17 protein-coding genes are annotated in these 16427 nt (G+C 69.4%); 12 read left to right on the top strand and 5 right to left on the bottom strand.

What is annotated here, in order from left to right:
* Positions 1-76: 76 nt before the first annotated feature.
* Together QE377_RS08100 and QE377_RS08095 are read right to left on the bottom strand one after the other, a co-directional pair.
* Entirely contained in the window at positions 77-955 is an 879-nt protein-coding gene (locus QE377_RS08100; RefSeq protein WP_307321629.1) for a proline/glycine betaine ABC transporter permease, read from the bottom strand.
* Entirely contained in the window at positions 952-2250 is a 1299-nt protein-coding gene (locus tag QE377_RS08095) for a glycine betaine/L-proline ABC transporter ATP-binding protein (RefSeq protein WP_307321626.1), read from the bottom strand. Before QE377_RS08095 ends, QE377_RS08100 begins: the two co-directional genes overlap by 4 nt.
* A gap of 370 nt (positions 2251-2620) precedes the next feature.
* Between QE377_RS08095 and QE377_RS08090 the strand changes: the two genes are divergently transcribed.
* The 5 genes from QE377_RS08090 (at position 2621) to QE377_RS08070 (ending at position 6370) form a co-directional block, all read left to right on the top strand.
* Positions 2621-2977: a DUF6188 family protein gene (locus tag QE377_RS08090; protein WP_307321625.1), complete on the top strand. Its 357-nt coding sequence runs from the start codon at positions 2621-2623 to the stop codon at positions 2975-2977.
* 150 nt (positions 2978-3127) lie between these two features.
* Positions 3128-3529: a GntR family transcriptional regulator gene (locus tag QE377_RS08085; RefSeq protein ID WP_307321622.1), complete on the top strand. Its 402-nt coding sequence runs from the start codon at positions 3128-3130 to the stop codon at positions 3527-3529.
* Complete coding sequence (locus QE377_RS08080) at positions 3526-4428, top strand: ABC transporter ATP-binding protein (protein ID WP_307321619.1); 903 nt, start codon at positions 3526-3528, stop codon at positions 4426-4428. The genes QE377_RS08085 and QE377_RS08080 overlap by 4 nt, the downstream gene beginning before the upstream one ends.
* Positions 4425-5120, top strand: a complete 696-nt coding sequence (locus tag QE377_RS08075) for a hypothetical protein (RefSeq protein WP_307321617.1) — start codon at positions 4425-4427, stop codon at positions 5118-5120. The genes QE377_RS08080 and QE377_RS08075 overlap by 4 nt, the downstream gene beginning before the upstream one ends.
* A gap of 71 nt (positions 5121-5191) precedes the next feature.
* Complete coding sequence (locus QE377_RS08070) at positions 5192-6370, top strand: MalY/PatB family protein (protein ID WP_307321615.1); 1179 nt, start codon at positions 5192-5194, stop codon at positions 6368-6370.
* A gap of 32 nt (positions 6371-6402) precedes the next feature.
* Here the strand turns inward: QE377_RS08070 and QE377_RS08065 are convergent, their stop codons facing one another.
* The gene (locus tag QE377_RS08065) at positions 6403-6705 is read right to left on the bottom strand and encodes a chorismate mutase (protein WP_234074159.1); all 303 of its coding nucleotides are present in this window, start codon (positions 6703-6705) and stop codon (positions 6403-6405) included.
* A 54-nt stretch (positions 6706-6759) separates the two neighbouring features.
* On the opposite strand from QE377_RS08065, the gene QE377_RS08060 reads away from it, so the two are divergent.
* Positions 6760-7884 (top strand): AI-2E family transporter, encoded by a 1125-nt coding sequence (locus QE377_RS08060; protein WP_307321612.1) that lies wholly within the window; start codon positions 6760-6762, stop codon positions 7882-7884.
* A 31-nt stretch (positions 7885-7915) separates the two neighbouring features.
* Here QE377_RS08060 and QE377_RS08055 read toward each other — a convergent pair whose 3' ends face one another.
* Entirely contained in the window at positions 7916-9106 is a 1191-nt protein-coding gene (locus tag QE377_RS08055; protein ID WP_307321607.1) for a beta-propeller fold lactonase family protein, read from the bottom strand.
* Between the two features lies 1 nt (position 9107).
* The gene (locus tag QE377_RS08050; RefSeq protein WP_137418441.1) at positions 9108-10394 is read right to left on the bottom strand and encodes an adenylosuccinate synthase; all 1287 of its coding nucleotides are present in this window, start codon (positions 10392-10394) and stop codon (positions 9108-9110) included.
* 201 nt (positions 10395-10595) lie between these two features.
* Here QE377_RS08050 and QE377_RS08045 point away from each other — a divergent pair, with 201 nt between their 5' ends.
* The 6 genes from QE377_RS08045 to QE377_RS08020 are packed head-to-tail and all read left to right on the top strand — an operon-like array spanning position 10596 to position 16292.
* Positions 10596-11294, top strand: coding sequence for a DUF1684 domain-containing protein (locus QE377_RS08045; RefSeq protein ID WP_307321601.1), 699 nt, complete (start codon positions 10596-10598; stop codon positions 11292-11294).
* A gap of 54 nt (positions 11295-11348) precedes the next feature.
* The gene (locus QE377_RS08040) at positions 11349-12842 is read left to right on the top strand and encodes an ABC transporter substrate-binding protein (protein ID WP_307321599.1); all 1494 of its coding nucleotides are present in this window, start codon (positions 11349-11351) and stop codon (positions 12840-12842) included.
* Between the two features lie 60 nt (positions 12843-12902).
* Positions 12903-13865 (top strand): ABC transporter permease, encoded by a 963-nt coding sequence (locus QE377_RS08035; RefSeq protein ID WP_307325909.1) that lies wholly within the window; start codon positions 12903-12905, stop codon positions 13863-13865.
* Positions 13862-14734 (top strand): ABC transporter permease, encoded by an 873-nt coding sequence (locus QE377_RS08030; RefSeq protein ID WP_307321596.1) that lies wholly within the window; start codon positions 13862-13864, stop codon positions 14732-14734. The genes QE377_RS08035 and QE377_RS08030 overlap by 4 nt, the downstream gene beginning before the upstream one ends.
* Positions 14731-15540 carry an ABC transporter ATP-binding protein gene (locus QE377_RS08025; protein WP_307321594.1) on the top strand — a complete coding sequence of 270 codons (810 nt, stop codon included), beginning with the start codon at positions 14731-14733 and terminating at the stop codon, positions 15538-15540. The genes QE377_RS08030 and QE377_RS08025 overlap by 4 nt, the downstream gene beginning before the upstream one ends.
* Positions 15537-16292, top strand: a complete 756-nt coding sequence (locus QE377_RS08020) for an ABC transporter ATP-binding protein (protein WP_307321592.1) — start codon at positions 15537-15539, stop codon at positions 16290-16292. Before QE377_RS08025 ends, QE377_RS08020 begins: the two co-directional genes overlap by 4 nt.
* Positions 16293-16427 lie beyond the last annotated feature (135 nt).

The raw sequence follows: 16427 nt of genomic DNA, 5'->3' as shown, positions 1-16427 counted from the left end.
TCGGTACGGCACGTCGAGTGTCGACGGCCGCTCGCGAGTGATGAGCTCGCAAGTTCTCGGATGGGCCGGCGCGCGCTCAGGCCGCGCGGGCGAGCTCACGGCGTCGGCTGAGGAGCGCCCGCTTCGGGCGGGGGCCCGCGAAGCTCGAGGTGACGCGGTCGAGGATCATCGCGATGATGACGACGGCGAGACCCGCCTCCACGCCCAGCGCGATGTCGATCCGGCTGAGGGCCTGCACGATCTGACCGCCGAGCCCGCCCGCTCCCACCATGCCGGCGATGACGACCATCGACAGGCTCAGCATGATGACCTGGTTCACGCCGGCCATGATGCTCGGAAGCGCCAGGGGCAGCTGGATCTGGCGCAGGATGCGGCCGGGCGAGGCGCCGAAGGCGTGACCGGCCTCGACGACCTCGGTGTCCACACCGCGGATGCCGAGCTCCGTCAGTCGCACACCGGGAGACATCGCGAAGACGATGGTGGCGACGATGCCCGGCACGGGGCCCACGCTGAACATGATGAGCGCGGGGATCAGGTAGACGAAGGCGGGCATCGTCTGGAGGAAGTCGAGCACGGGCCGCACGACGGCGGAGACGCGATCGCTGCGAGCGGCCCAGATGCCCAAGGGAAGGGCGATGGCGACCGCGATGACGGCGGCGATGATCACGAGCGCGAGGGTGTCCATGGCCGCATCCCATTGATCGATCGTGACGATCAGCAGGAGCCCGATCGCCGTGCCCAGGGCCAGTCTCCACCCCTTCGCGAAGAACGCGAGCGCGACGAATACAGCGATGATCACCCAGAACGGCGGGCCGGACAGCACGGTGTCGAGCCCGTCGTAGAGGGCACGGAAGGCGACGCTGATCCCGTCGAAGAGCCAGGAGAAGGTCTTGATGATCCAGCGGACGGCGGTCTCGACGACGTCGCCGAGGGGAAGGCGGAAGAGATCGTTCACCGCGCACCTCCCGTGGTCGTGGCGGCGGGTTGGTCGACGACGGCGAGCGTCTCGGTGAGCACGCTCGCGGGCACGGATGCGGGGACGTCGATGATCGGGTTCTCGCGCGTGACGGTGGGAACGTTGCCGAGGGCGGCCAGGAGGGTGACGCGGGGGATCACGCCGATGAGGCGCTGACGCTCGTCGACCACGGCGACGGGGTAGGGCGACTCGACGGAGTGCTCGACGACATCCGTCAGCGGGTCATCGGGTCCGACCACCTGCTGCGCGCGCTGCACGATGCGGCGGAGGTCGGTCTCGCCCGCCTTGACCGCGCGGATCACGGCGCGGTCGGTCACGGCCCCGAGATAGCGGCGGTTCTCGACGACGGCCACCGCTCCGGCCTGGAGGTCACGCATGACGCGCAGGGCGCCCCGCATCCCGGCCGACACGGGCGTCGTCGCCTGCGGCGGCGCCATCACGGACGATGCGGTCAGCACGCGGGCCCGGTCGACGTCCTGCACGAACTGGGCGACGTAGTCGTTCGCCGGGTCGGTGAGGATCTCCTCCGGGGTGCCGTTCTGCACGATGCGCCCGTCGCGCATGACAGCGATGCGGTCGCCGAGGAACATGGCCTCGTTCAGGTCGTGCGTGATGAAGACGATCGTGCGCCCGAGCTCCTGCTGCAGCTCGATGAGCTGCTCCTGCATCTCGCGGCGGATGAGGGGGTCGAGGGCCGAGAACGCCTCGTCCATGAGGAGGATGTCGGTGCCGGAGGTGAGGGCGCGGGCGAGGCCGACGCGCTGGCGCATTCCGCCGGAGAGCTCACCGGGCATCGCGTCGACCCGATCGCCGAGGCCGACCTTGTCGAGGATCTCGCGGGCGCGCTCGCGGCGCTCCTGCGTGCCGACGCCCTGGATCTCCAGCGCGTACGCGGCGTTGTCGAGCACCGTGCGGTGCGGCAGAAGCGCGAAGTGCTGGAACACCATCGAGATCGACGAGCGTCGGATGCGGCGCAGCTGCGCGGCCGACGCCGTGGTCACGTTCTGGCCCTGCACGAGTACCTCGCCGGCGCTCGGGGGCAGCAGTCCATTGAGCATCCGGATGATCGTGGACTTGCCGGAGCCGGAGAGGCCCATGATCACGAAGATCTCGCCCGGGTCGACGGTGAAGCTCGCGTCGATCACCGCGGCCGTGCCGCGGTCCGACACCTCGGCTCGGGTCTTGCCCGCGCGCAACTGCTCGATGACGGACTTGGGATTCTTACCGAAGACCTTGAACAGGTTCCGCGCCTCAATGGCATGTTCGACACTCACGTGGATTGCACCTCGGCAGTCCGGTGCACAGACTGCATCGGTCACGCCCGGGTGGACGACCACAGGCGGTCGCGTCGGGAGGCGCAACACGCACGGGCACCGGGCATAGGGCCCGGGCACGGTCGCCGACCGTACGCTCGCCGACGCGCTCCCGGAGGGGCATCAGGCGACCGCGGACTGGTCGTGGGGCCCGGCGACGGGCCTTTTCCAACGTGTCATGCGTTTTCGGGGTTCGCAAGTCGGCCCCCGCGGTTGCCGCATCCGACCGATCGCGCTACCGCGCCCGCGTGATATCAAACGTCGCGCCCGTGCGCACATGCGGCGTGAATACCGGCTCCGCGCGGGTGCTCTGCGGGAGTAGGTTCACACCATGTACCGAATCCCCGCCGGCGAGACGTTCGACTTTCTGCGCGGACGCTCACTCGACCAGCTGTGCTTCGGGCGCTATCAACTGATCATGCGCTTCGACGAGGGCATCTACGTGTCCGTGGAGGGCCAGTTGGGGGTGCAGCAAACGGATTCTGAGGAGACCGTGGTCGACGACACCCGCGACGCCGCGGCGACTCTCGTCGCCGCGCTGGGAACTCTCGTCGCGGACGTCGTGGTCGACGACGATCGCAGTCTCTCGATGACCTTCGAGGGCGGACTGCGCGTTCGCGTCATCGACAGCTCCGACGAGTACGAGTCCTTCCAGATCGGGCACGGACAGAGCGTCTTCATCGTCTGACAGCGACGCGTACGCGCTCCGGTCCATCTCGGACGCGCGATGCGGTGCGATCCGAGTCCTGACGCGCACGTCGATCCGCGTACTTGACGCCGCCACACTCGTCGTTGCATGGTTAGTTAGTCAAGTAATGAACCACCGAACGGGGACCCAGTGATCGAAGAGGGCAGACCGCTCTTCCTGCAGATCGCGGAGAGCGTCGAGGACGCGATCGTCGACGGCAGCCTCCGCGAGGAGGACCAGGCGCCGTCGACCAACGAACTCGCCGCGTTCCACCGCATCAATCCCGCCACCGCAGCCAAAGGAGTCAACATGCTCGTCGACAAGGGCGTGCTCTACAAGCGCCGGGGGGTGGGCATGTTCGTCGCCCCCGGCGCCCGCGAGGTGCTCCTGAACGAGCGCCGCACCGCGTTCGCCGACCGCTTCGTCGAGCCGCTGCTGGCCGAGGCCCGCCGGCTCGGACTCGGCCCGGAGGACATCACCCATCTCATCACGGACCGCGCCGCCAACACCCCCGACGCCAACGCCAACACCAACGAAGGAGCGAACCAGTGACCGCCGTGATCGAGGTCAGCGCACTGACCAAGCGGTACCACGACACCGTCGCGATCGACGACGTCAGCTTCCGCATCGAGAAGGACGCCATCTACGGCCTCCTCGGACGCAACGGCGCGGGCAAGACGACGATCATGTCGATCCTCACCGCGCAGAACTTCGCCACCTCGGGACAGGTGCGCGTGTTCGGCGAGGACCCCTACGAGAACGCCCACGTGCTCTCGCGGGTCTGCTTCGTCCGTGAGAGCCAGCGCTACCCCGACGACGCCCTCCCCGCTCATGCGTTCCGCATCGCCAGGCTCTTCTTCCCGAACTGGGACCAGGAGCTCGCCGAGCGGCTCGTCGCGGACTTCCGCCTGCCGATGAAGACACGCATCAAGAAGCTCTCGCGCGGACAGCTCTCCGCGGTCGGCGTCATCATCGGCATCGCCTCCCGCGCCGAGATCACATTCTTCGACGAGCCGTATCTCGGACTGGATGCGGTCGCCCGCCAGATCTTCTACGACCGGCTCCTCGAGGACTACGCCGAACACCCCCGCACCATCATCCTCTCGAGCCACCTCATCGACGAGGTGTCGAACCTCCTCGAGAAGGTCATCGTCGTCGAGGGCGGTCGCGTTCTGCTGGATGAGGACACCGAGGCGCTGCGTGAGCGCGCGACGAGCGTCGTCGGCGACGCCGATGCGGTCGACGCCTTCGTCGCCGGCCGGGAGGTGCTGCACCGCGAGAGCCTCGGCCGCGTCGCATCCGTCACCGTGCTCGGCGCGGTCACCCCGGATGAACGCGCACGCATGCGGGATGCGGGCCTCGAGCTCGCGCCCGTGTCCCTGCAACAGCTCGTCGTGCGCCTCACCAAGCGCGTCGAGTCCCCCGCTCTCGAGAACGGAGTCGTGCGATGAACCGCATCCTCAAGGTCGTCCGCATGCAGCTGACCAACAAGCAGACTTTCGTCTGGGTGCCTCTCATCGTGCTGGGCGGAGCCTTCGGCCTCAGCCTCGCGGTCTACGGCATCCTCTTCAGCGCCGGAGTGACCGGCGCCTTCTACGGCGGCGGCGCGCAGGCGCCCCTCTGGTACTTCGCGGTCATCGGCGCCCAAGCGCTGACCATGACCTTCCCGTTCTCGCAGGCGATGAGCGTGACGCGCCGCGAGTTCTTCATCGGCACGATGCTGACCGCGGTGCTCACCGCCGTCATGCTCGCCGTCATCTTCGTCATCGGCGGGCTCATCGAAACGGCGACCGGCGGCTGGGGACTCAACGGCTACTTCTTCGCCGTCGGGGTCGTCTGGGAATCGGGAGCGACGCTGGCGGGGGTCTTCTACTTCGTGCTCGCCCTGTTGTTCTTCGTCTCCGGCTTCTGGGGCGCCACGATCTTCAAGCGCTTCGGCACGTTGTGGCTGATCGTCACCCTCGTCGCGGTCGCCGCCGTGATCGTGCTCGCGCTGTTCGCCGTCACGCGTATGGACGCCTGGCCGTCGGTCGTCGACTGGTTCGTGTCGATCGGGTTCGGAGGCGTCACGCTGCTGATCGCGGGCATCGCCGCACTGCTGGCAGCCATCGCCTTCCCGACGCTGCGGCGCGCCACCCCCTGAGAACGGCGGATGATGGAGGGGGCGCGATCCCGGATCGGAGTTGGGATCACGCCCTTGACGAGGAGAACAGCATGAGCGAGTTCGCACGACGCGTCGATGCCATCACCATCGATCAGCTGCGATCCACCGGGGCCACGAAGTGGTCGGCGGAGGACGGGACGCTGGGCGCGTTCGTCGCCGAGATGGACTTCGGCATCGATCGCAAGATCACCGAGGCGCTGCACCGAGCCGTGGAAGCCGGGTCGTTCGGCTACATGCCGCGGGGGATCGCGGCGGATCTCTCCGAGGCGACCGCGGAGTTCGTCGGGCGTCGCTACGGCTGGCAGGTTCCGGCATCGGATGTGTGGGGCGTTCCGGATGTCATCGTCGGTCTCGAACTCGCGATGGAGCACTGCTCGGCTCCGGGCTCCAAGATCATCGTGCCGACGCCCTCGTACATGCCGTTCCTGTTCGTGCCGCCGATGCGGGGGCGTGAGGTCATCGAAGTACCGCTCGCCGTCCGTGACGGCCGCTACGAGTTCGACCTCGACGCGCTCCAGCGCGCATTCGACGAGGGCGGGAACCTCCTGCTCCTGTGCAACCCGTACAACCCGGTCGGCCGCGTCTTCAGCCGCGAAGAGCTCGTCGCCGTCTCCGAGGTCGTCGACCGCAACGGCGGACACGTGTTCTCCGACGAGATCTGGGCTCCGCTCGTCTTCAGCGGATCGACCCACATCCCGTACGCGTCGATCTCCGAGGCCGCCGCTCAGCACACGATCACGGCGATGAGCGCGTCCAAGGCGTGGAACCTGCCCGGACTCAAGTGCGCTCAGCTCGTCCTCACGAGCGACGCCGACCGTGAGAGGTGGGCGAAGATCGGCCCGTTCGGCGGCCACGGCACCAGCAACCTGGGCGCCGTCGCCAACGCCGTGGCGTACCGCGACGGCGACGACTGGCTCGCCGAGCTCGTGCCGTACCTCGAACGCAATCGGGACGTCCTGCGGGACCTCGTCGCCGAGGAGATCCCGGGGGCATGGATGCCGAAGCCCGAGGGAACCTACGTCGGATGGATCGACTTCCGCGACGCCGGCCTCGGCGACGCGCCCGCCGATTTCTTCCAGCGGGAGGCGTCCGTCCAGCTCACGGAGGGAACCATGTGCGGTGTCGCCGGCACCGGTTTCGCGCGGCTCATCTTCGCGACCCCGACTCCGGTGCTTCAGGAGGTCGTCCGCCGCCTCGGCGCCTCGCTGCGCGCGCGTTCAGCGGCGTGAAGGCCGGGGCCGACTGTCCGCGCTGACGAGGATCAGTCGGTGGCGGATGCGGCGGCCTCGTGGTGGCGGATCACCTCGGCCACGACGAAGTTGAACCACTTCTCGGCGAACGCCGGGTCGAGGTCCGCCTGCAGCGCGAGACTGCGCAGCCGCGCGAGCTGTCGCTCCTCACGAGCTGGGTCGGAGGGAGGCAGGCCGTGCTCCGCCTTCAGTGCTCCGACGGCCTTCGTGCAGCGGAAACGCTCCGCCAGCATGAAGGTCAGCGCCGCATCGATGTTGTCGATGCTGGCGCGCAGCCCCTGGAGGGTGGAGATCGGGTCGACGGGCTCGGTCATGGCGTCCTCCTCGCGCTCGACACTACCGCGCGGGCCGCGCCCTAGAGTGTGGTCATGACCGATGAATCGGCTGGGTCCGTCGATCCCGCATCCGCCCCGCCCACCGCCACGGGCCTTCGCTGGCGCGCCGTGCACCATCCGTTCGCCCTCGGGTTCTTCGTGACCCTCGGCGGCCTGCTCGCCCTGGTGCTCGGACTCGCGGTCTCGAACCTGTCCACGGTGCTGATCTACGTGGCTTTCGCCCTGTTCGCCGCCCTCGGCCTCGACCCGCTCGTGCGATTCTTCGAGAAGCGCGGCGTCGCACGCGTCTGGGGCATCGTGATCGTGTTCGTCAGCTTCGCGATCGTGCTGGCCGGGGTGCTGCTGCTCATCATCCCGACCGTGGTGCAGCAGATCGCGGAGTTCTTCAACAGCGTGCCGCAGCTGTTCACGACGTTCCAGCGCAGCGACCTGTACCGCACACTCCACGACACCTTCGGCAGCGCACTGCCCGACATCCTGTCGCACGTGCAGGACTTCATCACCAACCCGACCAACATCGCCTCCATCAGCGGCGGTGTGCTCAAGGTCGGCGTCTCGATCGTCACCGGGATCTCCGGTGGGATCATCGTCCTGGTCCTGAGCCTCTACTTCACGGCCTCCCTGCCGACGATGAAGAAGTCGCTCCTCTCGCTCGCCCCCGCCTACTCGCGCACCAAGGTCGCCTCGCTCACCGAGGAGATCGCGGACTCCATCGGAGGGTACCTGCGCGGCATGGTCGTGCTCGCCCTGTGCAACGCCGTGTTCGTGCTGATCATGTTCCTGGTGCTGGGTCTGCCCTTCCCGCAGCTGTTCGCGGTGGTCGCGTTCTGCATCACCCTCATCCCTCTCGTCGGAACGGTGCTGTTCTGGGTGATCGGCTCGGTGTTCGCCCTGTTCGCGAGCCCGATGGGCGCGCTCGTGTTCGCGATCGCCTATCTCGTCTACATGCAGCTCGAGGCATACCTGCTGACACCCCGCGTCATGAACCGCACGATCTCGATCCCGGGATCACTCGTCGTGATCGGCGCGCTCGTGGGCGGCACCCTGCTCGGGCTGCTGGGGGCGCTGGTCGCGATCCCCGTCACCGCCTCGATCCTGCTCATCGTCAAGCAGATCATCATCCCCAAGCAGGACGCGAAGCTGCATCCGGACGCCTGAGAGCGCCGGCGTCTCGGCTCGCTTCGCTCGCTCAGCGGATGGGCAGCAGGCAGGTCGGGGACGGCACGGCCACGCGGGAGCGCACGCGCCCCGCGATTCCGGTGCGGAGATCCAGTGAGACGGACGTGACCTCGTCCGAACGCTGACCGGCGACAAGGACCGTGTCGCGGGAGACGACGTGATGGCGCGGCCAGTCCACGCCGCTGTCGGCGAGCGCGACGAACTGCAGCTGCTCCCCCGCGCCGGCCACCCGCACGGTGGCGAGCGTGTTGCTGCCGCGCACGCCCGCGACGAGGAACGAGCCGTCGGAGGATGCGGCGAGCTCGGCCGCGGTATCGCCGTCGAGGGTCCCCGCCAGCTGGACACCGCCGGCCAGATGCCAGGCGCCCGACGCATCCGGCGCCAGCACGAACACCTCGCGCGAGAGCTCCGCCACGACATAGAGATGCCCGCTCGGATGCCACACGCCGTGGCGCGGGCCGCTGCCCCGGGGAAGCACGACCTGCCCCGCCGCACGCAGCCCGTCGCCGGAGGGGCGCCAGAACCGCACGAGATCGAAACCCATGTCGGTCGTGGCCACGGCACCGCCGGGAAGAAGGATGCTCTGGTGGGCGTGCGGCGTGCGCTCCAGCACCGGGGTATCGAGCTCGGGGGCGACGGGCGCCTCCGACTCCCCCAGGTGCGGGATGAGGTGCGCGTACTCCTCGCCGGCCGCCTCCCTCAGGGCACGGGCCGCCGCCTCGAGACTCACGTCGGCCGCCTCCGCGACGGCGGTCGACACCGACATTCCCGAACCGGCATACGGATCGACGGGTGCCGGAGCGAGAGAGGGTCGCGACGGACGCCCGGTGGCGTCCAGCGTCATCCGCACCACACGGCCGTCCCCCCAGCACGTCGCCATGAGCCAGGCGCCGTCGGGCGCGACGGCGATGTGGCAGACGGCCTCGCCCGCGGGGACCGCAGGCCCGAGACGCTCGTACCGGGACTCACCCGTGCGACGGAAGGCCTGCACCGCACCGGCCGATTCGAGAGCCGCGTAGACGACATCGAGGGTGGGGTGGCGCGCGACCCACGAGGGCGACCCGTGGACGGGGGCGACCACGCCGGCGAAGGCGAGCGCCGAACCCGCGATCGAGTGGTCGGCGGCGCCGGCATGCAACTCGCCGATGCCTTCGCCGATGCCGTCCATCTCGGCGCCGTAGCCGCCGGTGAGCAGCCGCACGTCAGTCGACGAGGTCGTGGCGCACGATGACGGCGTCGCGGGCGGCGCCCACGCCGATCACCGAGATGCGGGTACCGCTCAGGCGCTCGAGCGCCAGCACGTAGTCCTGCGCCGTCTGCGGGAGCTCCTCGAACGTGCGCGCGGTCGAGATGTCCTCCGACCAGCCCGGCAGGTACTCGAGGATCGGCTTGGCGTGGTGGAACTCGGTCTGGTTCACCGGGACCTCGTCGAAGCGCACCCCGTCGACGTCGTAGGCGACGCAGACCGGGATCTGCTCGAGGCCGGTCAGGATGTCGAGCTTGGTGAGCACGAGATCGGTGATGCCGTTGATGCGCGTGGCGTAACGCGTGATGGGAGCGTCGTACCAGCCGACGCGGCGCGGACGGCCCGTCGTGGTGCCGAACTCGAACCCGCGCGAACGCAGCCACTCGCCCTGCTCGTCGAAGAGCTCGGTCGGGAAGGGCCCGGACCCGACACGCGTCGTGTACGCCTTCACGATGCCGACGATGCGGTCGAGCCGGTTGGGGCCGACGCCCGAGCCGGTCGCGGCGCCGCCGGCGGTCGCCGACGAGGAGGTCACGAACGGGTACGTGCCGTGGTCGACGTCGAGCATCGTGGCCTGGCCGCCCTCGAAGACCACGACGTCTCCCGCATCCAGCGCATCGTTCAGCAGCAGTCCGGTGTCGCAGACCATGGGGCGCAGTCGCTCCGCATACGAGAGCAGGTCCTCCACGATCTCATCGACCGTGATGGCGCGGCGGTTGAAGACCTTCACGAGAAGGTGGTTCTTCTGGTCGAGGGCGCCCTCGACCTTCTGACGCAGGATGTTCTCGTCGAACAGGTCCTGGATGCGGATGCCGACGCGGTTGATCTTGTCGGCGTAGGCGGGGCCGATCCCGCGCCCGGTGGTGCCGATCTGACGCTTGCCGAGGAAGCGCTCGGTGACCTTGTCGAGCGTGCGGTGGTACTGCGTGATCACGTGCGCGTTGGCGCTCACCCGCAGGCGCGACGTGTCGACGCCGCGGGCCTGGAGCGCCTCGAGCTCATAGAAGAGCACCTCGAGGTCGACGACGACGCCGTTCCCGATGACGGCGTTCACGCCGGGCGAGAGGATGCCGGACGGCAGCAGGTGCAGGGCGTACTTCTCGTCGCCGATCACCACGGTGTGCCCGGCGTTGTTGCCGCCGTTGAACTTGACGACCCAGTCGGTGCGCGAGCCGAGCAGATCGGTGGCCTTGCCCTTGCCCTCGTCGCCCCACTGGACGCCGACGATCACGATGCCTGGCATGGGTGGCTCCCTCGAATCGGGTGGCTGATGACGGCGCCTGACGGCACCGGAAGACGTGAACCCGCCGAGCGGGAGGTCTCCCGGCAGTCTATCGAGCCGGTCCTGCGCGGGCGCGCGGGGAATATCCCGATCGTCCGGCGCATTGCCTTCCGTGACGCCCGATTGGGCACCACACCCCCGAGTTCCGAGAATGGACGCATCATGTCCGCCCGTGAAGACCACGCCCGCTGGCACGCCGCGCGCGAACGCGCCGTCGCCGCCCCCACCGGCAACCTCGCCCTCGTCGAGACTCGCTGGACCGGTTCCCGCACCGATCTCGGCTCCGCGCAGGCCTCGGCTGCGCCCACCGTGCAGGTGACCGAGATCGAACGCACCGACATCGACACGGGTGAGCCGCAGCACGGCCTGCGGTTCTGGGATGCGGCGTCCCCCGCCATCGGCGCCTTCGAGCGCATCGACACCTACGACTACGACCCGGCCTGGGTCATCGACGGCACATTCCGCCCGGTGGAGGCCTCGCGCACGGTGCCCTTCGAGCACATCCGCGACAACGGCGGCACCCGCGATCTCATCGTCCCCGGCGACATCACCGCGACGATCGGCGGGGTGGAGCGCACGCTCGCCGCCTTCGACGACGGCGGGAAGCTCCTGCTCGTGTTCGGCGACACCACCAACGGCGTCGAGACCTACGGACCCGGTCGCTTCCTGTTCGTGCAGCACGTCGAGGGCGACCCGCACGCTGTCGTGCTGGACTTCAACCGCGCCTTCGTGCCGCCGTGCGGCTTCTCCGCTCAGTACAACTGCCCGCTTCCTCCCGCATCCAACCGTTTCGAGGTTCCGGTGCGCGCGGGCGAGAAGTCCGTCGTCTTCCGCGACGGCTTCGACATCTACGCCGCTTGACGCGGCGGCGCACAGCATCCCGACCCCACCCACAGCACCCTGGAGTATCCCCGCATGAGAAGACCTCTGCTCGCCGTGACGGCCGCCGCTGCCGCAGCCCTGCTGCTGGCCGGCTGCGCCGCCGGTTCCGGCACGACCGAGAACGCCGACGACGCCACGATCGTGATCGGCTCGCTGTACGAGCCGCAGAACCTGAGCAACACTCAGGGCGGCGGTCAGGGCGTGACCGAGGCCTTCAACGGCAACGTCTACGAGGGGCTCTACAAGCTCACGGACGACGGCGAGGTCCAGCCGCTGCTCGCCGAGTCCGAAGAGGTCAGTGACGACGGCCTGACCTACACGATCACGCTGCGCGAGGGCGTCGAGTTCCACTCCGGCAAGAAGCTGACCTCCGCCGACGTCAAGGCGAGCGTCGAGGCCGTCCTCGCGGACGACTCGAAGTCGGCCCGCAAGTCGAGCTTCGGGCCGATCGCGGACATCGCGACCCCCGATGAGAACACGGTCGTGTTCACGCTCTCGCAGCGCTCGATCTCGTTCCTCTACAACCTGAGCTACGTGTGGATCGTCAACACCGAGGCAGGCGATCTGACCACGACCGAGGACGGCACCGGCCCGTACACGCTCGACGAGTGGAAGCAGGGCAGCACGCTGACCCTGAAGCGCTTCGACGGCTACTGGGGCAGCGCCGCGAAGAACGCCGAGGTCGTCTTCACGTACTTCACCGACGCGACGGCCGAGAACAACGCGCTGCTGACGGGCGAGATCGACCTCATCACCAGCATCCAGGGCCCCGACCAGCTGGCGCAGTTCGACGGCAACAGCGACTACGTCGTGAGCGAGGGCACCTCGACCACGAAGGAGCTGCTCGCCTTCAACGACCGCGTCGCCCCCTTCGACAACGTCGACGTGCGCAAGGCCGTGTACTCGGCCATCGACACGAAGAAGCTGCTGAGCTCGATCTGGGGCGACTACGGCACCCTCATCGGCTCGATGGTCCCGCCGACGGACCCCTGGTACGAGGACCTCACCGGCGTGAACCCCTACGACCCGGCGCTGTCCAAGACGCTTCTCGCGCAGGCGGGCTACGCCGACGGCTTCACCTTCACCCTCGACACCCCGAGCTATGACCCGCACCCCGCCGTGGCGGAGTTCCTGCAGTCGCAGCTCGCCGAGGTCGGGATCACGGTCGAGATCAACACGATCAGCGCGGACGAGTGGTACACGAAGGTCTTCAAGGACCGCGACTTCACCGCCACCCTGCAGGAGCACGTGAACGACCGCGACGTGGTCTGGTACGGCAACCCCGACTTCTACTGGGGCTACAACAACCCGCAGGTGACCCAGTGGGTCTCCGAGGCCGAGCAGGCCACCACCGTCGACGAGCAGACCTCGCTGCTCAAGCAGGTCAACGAGCAGATCGCGGCCGATGCGGCTAGCGTGTGGCTGTACCTCTACCCGCAGATCGTCGTCGCCTCCAGCGACGTCAGCGGGTACCCGGTCAACGGCTTGAACTCGCAGTTCTTCGCCTACGACATCGTCAAGTCCTGATCGACGGATGATGCCGCCGACCGACCTGGTCGGCGGCATCATCCATTCCCGGTGAACCCCATGGTCGTCTATCTGCTGCGTCGGGCCGCGTTCCTCGCGGTCTCCCTCGTCGTCGCCATGGTCGTCATCTTCGTCCTGCTTCGGCTGCTGCCCGGCGATCCCGCCAACGCCCTGCTCTCGGTGGACGCGACGCCGGAGCAGATCGCGGCGGCCCGGGCCCAGGTCGGCTCGGACCAGCCGCTGGTGCAGCAGTTCGCGACCTGGGCCGCGCAGCTGCTGCGCTTCGACCTCGGCGAGTCGTACATCTCGTCCCGGTCGGTCGGCGACGAGGTCGCGGCGCGGCTGGCGATCACGCTCCCGCTCACCCTGCTCGCCTTCGGCCTCGCGCTGGTCGTCTCGCTCATCGTGGGCATCACCGCCGCGGTCAAGGCCGACCGCTGGTACGGCATCCTGCTGTCGGGGTTCGCGCAGCTCGGGGTGGCGGTTCCGGTCTTCTGGGTGGGCGTCATCCTGGTGTGGATCTTCGCCCTCCAACTGGGTCTGCTGCCCTCGGGCGGGTTCCCCCGCCAGGACTGGGAGAATCCCTCCGACGCCCTCCGTTCGCTGACCCTGCCCGTCATCACGATCGCGATCGTGATGAGCGCGTCGCTCAGCCGCTACGTGCGTGCCGCGACCCTCGACGTGCTCGGCAGCGACTACCTGCGCACCGCCCGAGCGGGCGGCGCCTCCCGCGCCGAGGCGCTCCTGCGTCACGGGGTGCGAAACGGCGCCGTACCGGTCGTCGCCGTGCTCGGTATCGAACTCTCGACGACGCTGCTGGGCGCCGTCGTGGTGGAGAGCGTGTTCACGCTGCCGGGGCTCGGCAGCATGCTGCTCACCGGTATCGAGCAGCACGACTTCGCCAACATCCAGGGCGTCCTCGTGGTCAGCACCCTGTTCGTGCTGCTCGTCGGTTTCGCCGCCGACGTGGTGCAGCGCCTGATCGACCCGCGCCTGCGCACGAGCGTCTCGGGCAACCGATGAGCGGCGCGGCTCTGAAGACTCAGACGGATGCGGTGGCCACCGCATCCGTCCGGCGGCGCCGGCCGCACGCGACCCTGATCATCGGGATCGTGCTGGTGGGACTCGTCGTGCTCACCGCGATCGTCTCGCTCGTCTGGCTGCCGTATCCGCTGAGCGACATCAGCGGTGACCGGCTCGAACCGCCGGGCCCCGGCCACCTTCTCGGCACCGACCGCCTGGGCCGCGACCTGCTGAGCCAGCTCATGGTGGGCGCGCGCATCGCTCTGACGGTCGGGGCGGGCGCGGTGCTGATCGCCGCCGTGATCGGCATCTCGCTGGGGCTCGTGGCCGCGTTCGCCCGGCCCTGGCTCGACGACACGCTCTCTGCCGCTCTCGACGTGGTGATCGCGTTCCCCGTGCTCCTGCTCGCGATGCTCGTGGTCGCTGTGCAGGGTCCGTCGCTGTTCTCGGCGATCCTCGCGATCGGGCTGGCGATGTCGGCCGTCGTCGCCCGGTTGACCCGCATCCTGGCACGGCGCGTCCTCGGCGAGCAGTACGTGGTCGCGGCGCGCACGAGCGGGACGCGGCTGGGCGGCATCATCCGGCAGCACGTCCTGCCCAACATCGCCCCGACGCTGCTGGTCAGCCTCGCGCTGCAGTTCGGCATCGCGGTGCTCGCGGAGGCGAGCCTGTCGTATCTCGGTCTCGGCGCCCCGCCGCCCAACGCATCTTGGGGGCGCATGCTGCAGGAGGCGCAGGGAACCGTGCTGACCGCGCCCGTGGGCGCCATCGCGCCGGGCATCGCGATCGTGGCGCTCGTGCTGGGCATCAACTTCCTCGCGGACGGACTGCGCGAGTGGACCGACCCGACCCGGCGGAGGTCGCGATGAGCCTTCTCTCGGTGACCGGGCTGTCGGTGCGCGCCGGCGGCGCGACGCCCGTGCGCGACATCTCGTTCGAGGTCGCGCCCGGCGAGCGCGTCGGGGTGATCGGCGAGTCCGGATCCGGCAAGTCGCTGACCGCCCTCGCGGTGCTGGGCCTGCTGCCTCCTGCGCTGTCCGCATCCGGCTCGATCCGTCTCGACGACCGAGAGGTCGTGGGCACGCGGGATGCGGATCTGAGAACGCTGCGGGGCCCCGTCGCGCAGATCGTCTTCCAGGAACCGCTGACGGCCCTCGACCCGTTGATGCGGGTGGGGCGCCAGATCGCCGAGCCGCTGCGGCGCTGGCGCGGGCTGCGCGGGACGCAGCTGCGTGAAGCCGTCTCCGCCGCTCTGGACGAGGTCGCGCTGCCCGACCCGCGGATCGCGCGCGCCTACCCGCATGAGCTCTCGGGGGGCCAGCGGCAGCGGATCGCCATCGCGATCGCGTTGGCCGCTCGCCCGCGGCTGCTGATCGCGGACGAGCCGACGACGGCGCTGGATGTCACGGTGCAGGACGGCGTGCTCGCGCTGCTCGAGCGTCTGGTGGCGGAACGCGGGATGGCCCTGCTGTTCATCAGTCACGACCTCGCGGTGATCTCCCGCATGGCCGAGCGCGTGATCGTGCTGCGCCAGGGCGCGATGATCGAGCAGGGAACCGTGGCCACGGTGCTCACCGAACCCGCACACCCGTACACGGCGCAGCTGATCGGCAGTGCCCGCATCCTCGACTCTGCCCTCGACGCGGGTCCGCGGGACGAAGGGGGTGCGCGATGAGCGTGCTGGAGCTTCGCGCTGCGGGGTTCGCGTACGGATCTCAGACGGTTCTCGAGGATGTCTCGCTCGCGGTCGGTGCCGGCGAGTCCGTGGGCCTGGTGGGCGAATCGGGCGCGGGCAAGTCCACGATCCTGCGCCTGTTGCTGGGGCTGTCGCGTCCGCGCGACGGCGAGGTGCGCTTCGACGACGCGCCCCTCGTCCTCCGCGATCGCGCGCTCATGCGGCGGTTCCGCGCGAGCGTGCAGCCCGTCTTCCAGGATCCGTACTCGTCGCTCGATCCCCGCCAGCGCATCGACCGGATCGTCGGCGAGCCGCTGCGCTCGCTGGGCCTCGCGTCGGGAGCGGATGCGGCGGCCCGCGTCGCCGAGGCGGTCGCCGCCGTGGGGCTGTCCGCGGACACCCTCCAGCGCTACCCGCACGAGTTCTCCGGCGGTCAGCGCCAGCGCATCGCGATCGCCCGGGCGATCGTGTCGCGCCCGCGCGTGCTCCTCGCCGACGAGCCGGTGAGCGCGCTGGATGTGACCACGCGCGTGCAGGTCATCGAGCTGCTCGCGCGCCTGCGCGAGGAGACGGGCCTCGCGCTGGTGATGGTCTCGCACGACCTCGGTGCCGTCGCCGCCCTGTGCGAGCGGACCGTGGTGCTGCAGCACGGCCGTGTCGTGGAGGAGGCGCCGACCGCCCGCATCCTCACCGCCGCCGAGACCCCCTACGCGCGCGAGCTGGTCGCCGCGGTCCCCCGCCTCCCCCGCTGACCCCTCTGACCCCGCTGACCCCCGCTCCCCGGCTCGAGCTCCGGTTCCCCCCGCTCCCCGGCTCGAGCTCCGGTTCCGGCTCCCGTCTTTGCCCGAGTTGCGTCGCAGTTGCGCAACCGCCACACTTCTGCGCAC

The sequence above is a fragment of the Microbacterium sp. SORGH_AS_0862 genome (genome assembly GCF_030818795.1).
Classification (GTDB): domain Bacteria; phylum Actinomycetota; class Actinomycetes; order Actinomycetales; family Microbacteriaceae; genus Microbacterium.
This window is presented reverse-complemented; position numbering and strand designations above follow the sequence as displayed.

Excerpts from the sequence above, each read along its gene's own strand:
- QE377_RS08075 (WP_307321617.1), top strand. The coding sequence starts at position 4,425 with ATGAACCGCATCCTCAAGGTCGTCCGCATGCAGCTGACCAACAAGCAG.
- QE377_RS08035 (WP_307325909.1), top strand. The coding sequence starts at position 12,903 with ATGGTCGTCTATCTGCTGCGTCGGGCCGCGTTCCTCGCGGTCTCCCTC.
- QE377_RS08045 (WP_307321601.1), top strand. The coding sequence starts at position 10,596 with ATGTCCGCCCGTGAAGACCACGCCCGCTGGCACGCCGCGCGCGAACGC.
- QE377_RS08050 (WP_137418441.1), bottom strand. The coding sequence starts at position 10,394 with ATGCCAGGCATCGTGATCGTCGGCGTCCAGTGGGGCGACGAGGGCAAG.
- QE377_RS08065 (WP_234074159.1), bottom strand. The coding sequence starts at position 6,705 with ATGACCGAGCCCGTCGACCCGATCTCCACCCTCCAGGGGCTGCGCGCC.
- QE377_RS08070 (WP_307321615.1), top strand. The coding sequence starts at position 5,192 with ATGAGCGAGTTCGCACGACGCGTCGATGCCATCACCATCGATCAGCTG.
- QE377_RS08060 (WP_307321612.1), top strand. The coding sequence starts at position 6,760 with ATGACCGATGAATCGGCTGGGTCCGTCGATCCCGCATCCGCCCCGCCC.
- QE377_RS08090 (WP_307321625.1), top strand. The coding sequence starts at position 2,621 with ATGTACCGAATCCCCGCCGGCGAGACGTTCGACTTTCTGCGCGGACGC.
- QE377_RS08020 (WP_307321592.1), top strand. The coding sequence starts at position 15,537 with ATGAGCGTGCTGGAGCTTCGCGCTGCGGGGTTCGCGTACGGATCTCAG.
- QE377_RS08025 (WP_307321594.1), top strand. The coding sequence starts at position 14,731 with ATGAGCCTTCTCTCGGTGACCGGGCTGTCGGTGCGCGCCGGCGGCGCG.
- QE377_RS08040 (WP_307321599.1), top strand. The coding sequence starts at position 11,349 with ATGAGAAGACCTCTGCTCGCCGTGACGGCCGCCGCTGCCGCAGCCCTG.
- QE377_RS08030 (WP_307321596.1), top strand. The coding sequence starts at position 13,862 with ATGAGCGGCGCGGCTCTGAAGACTCAGACGGATGCGGTGGCCACCGCA.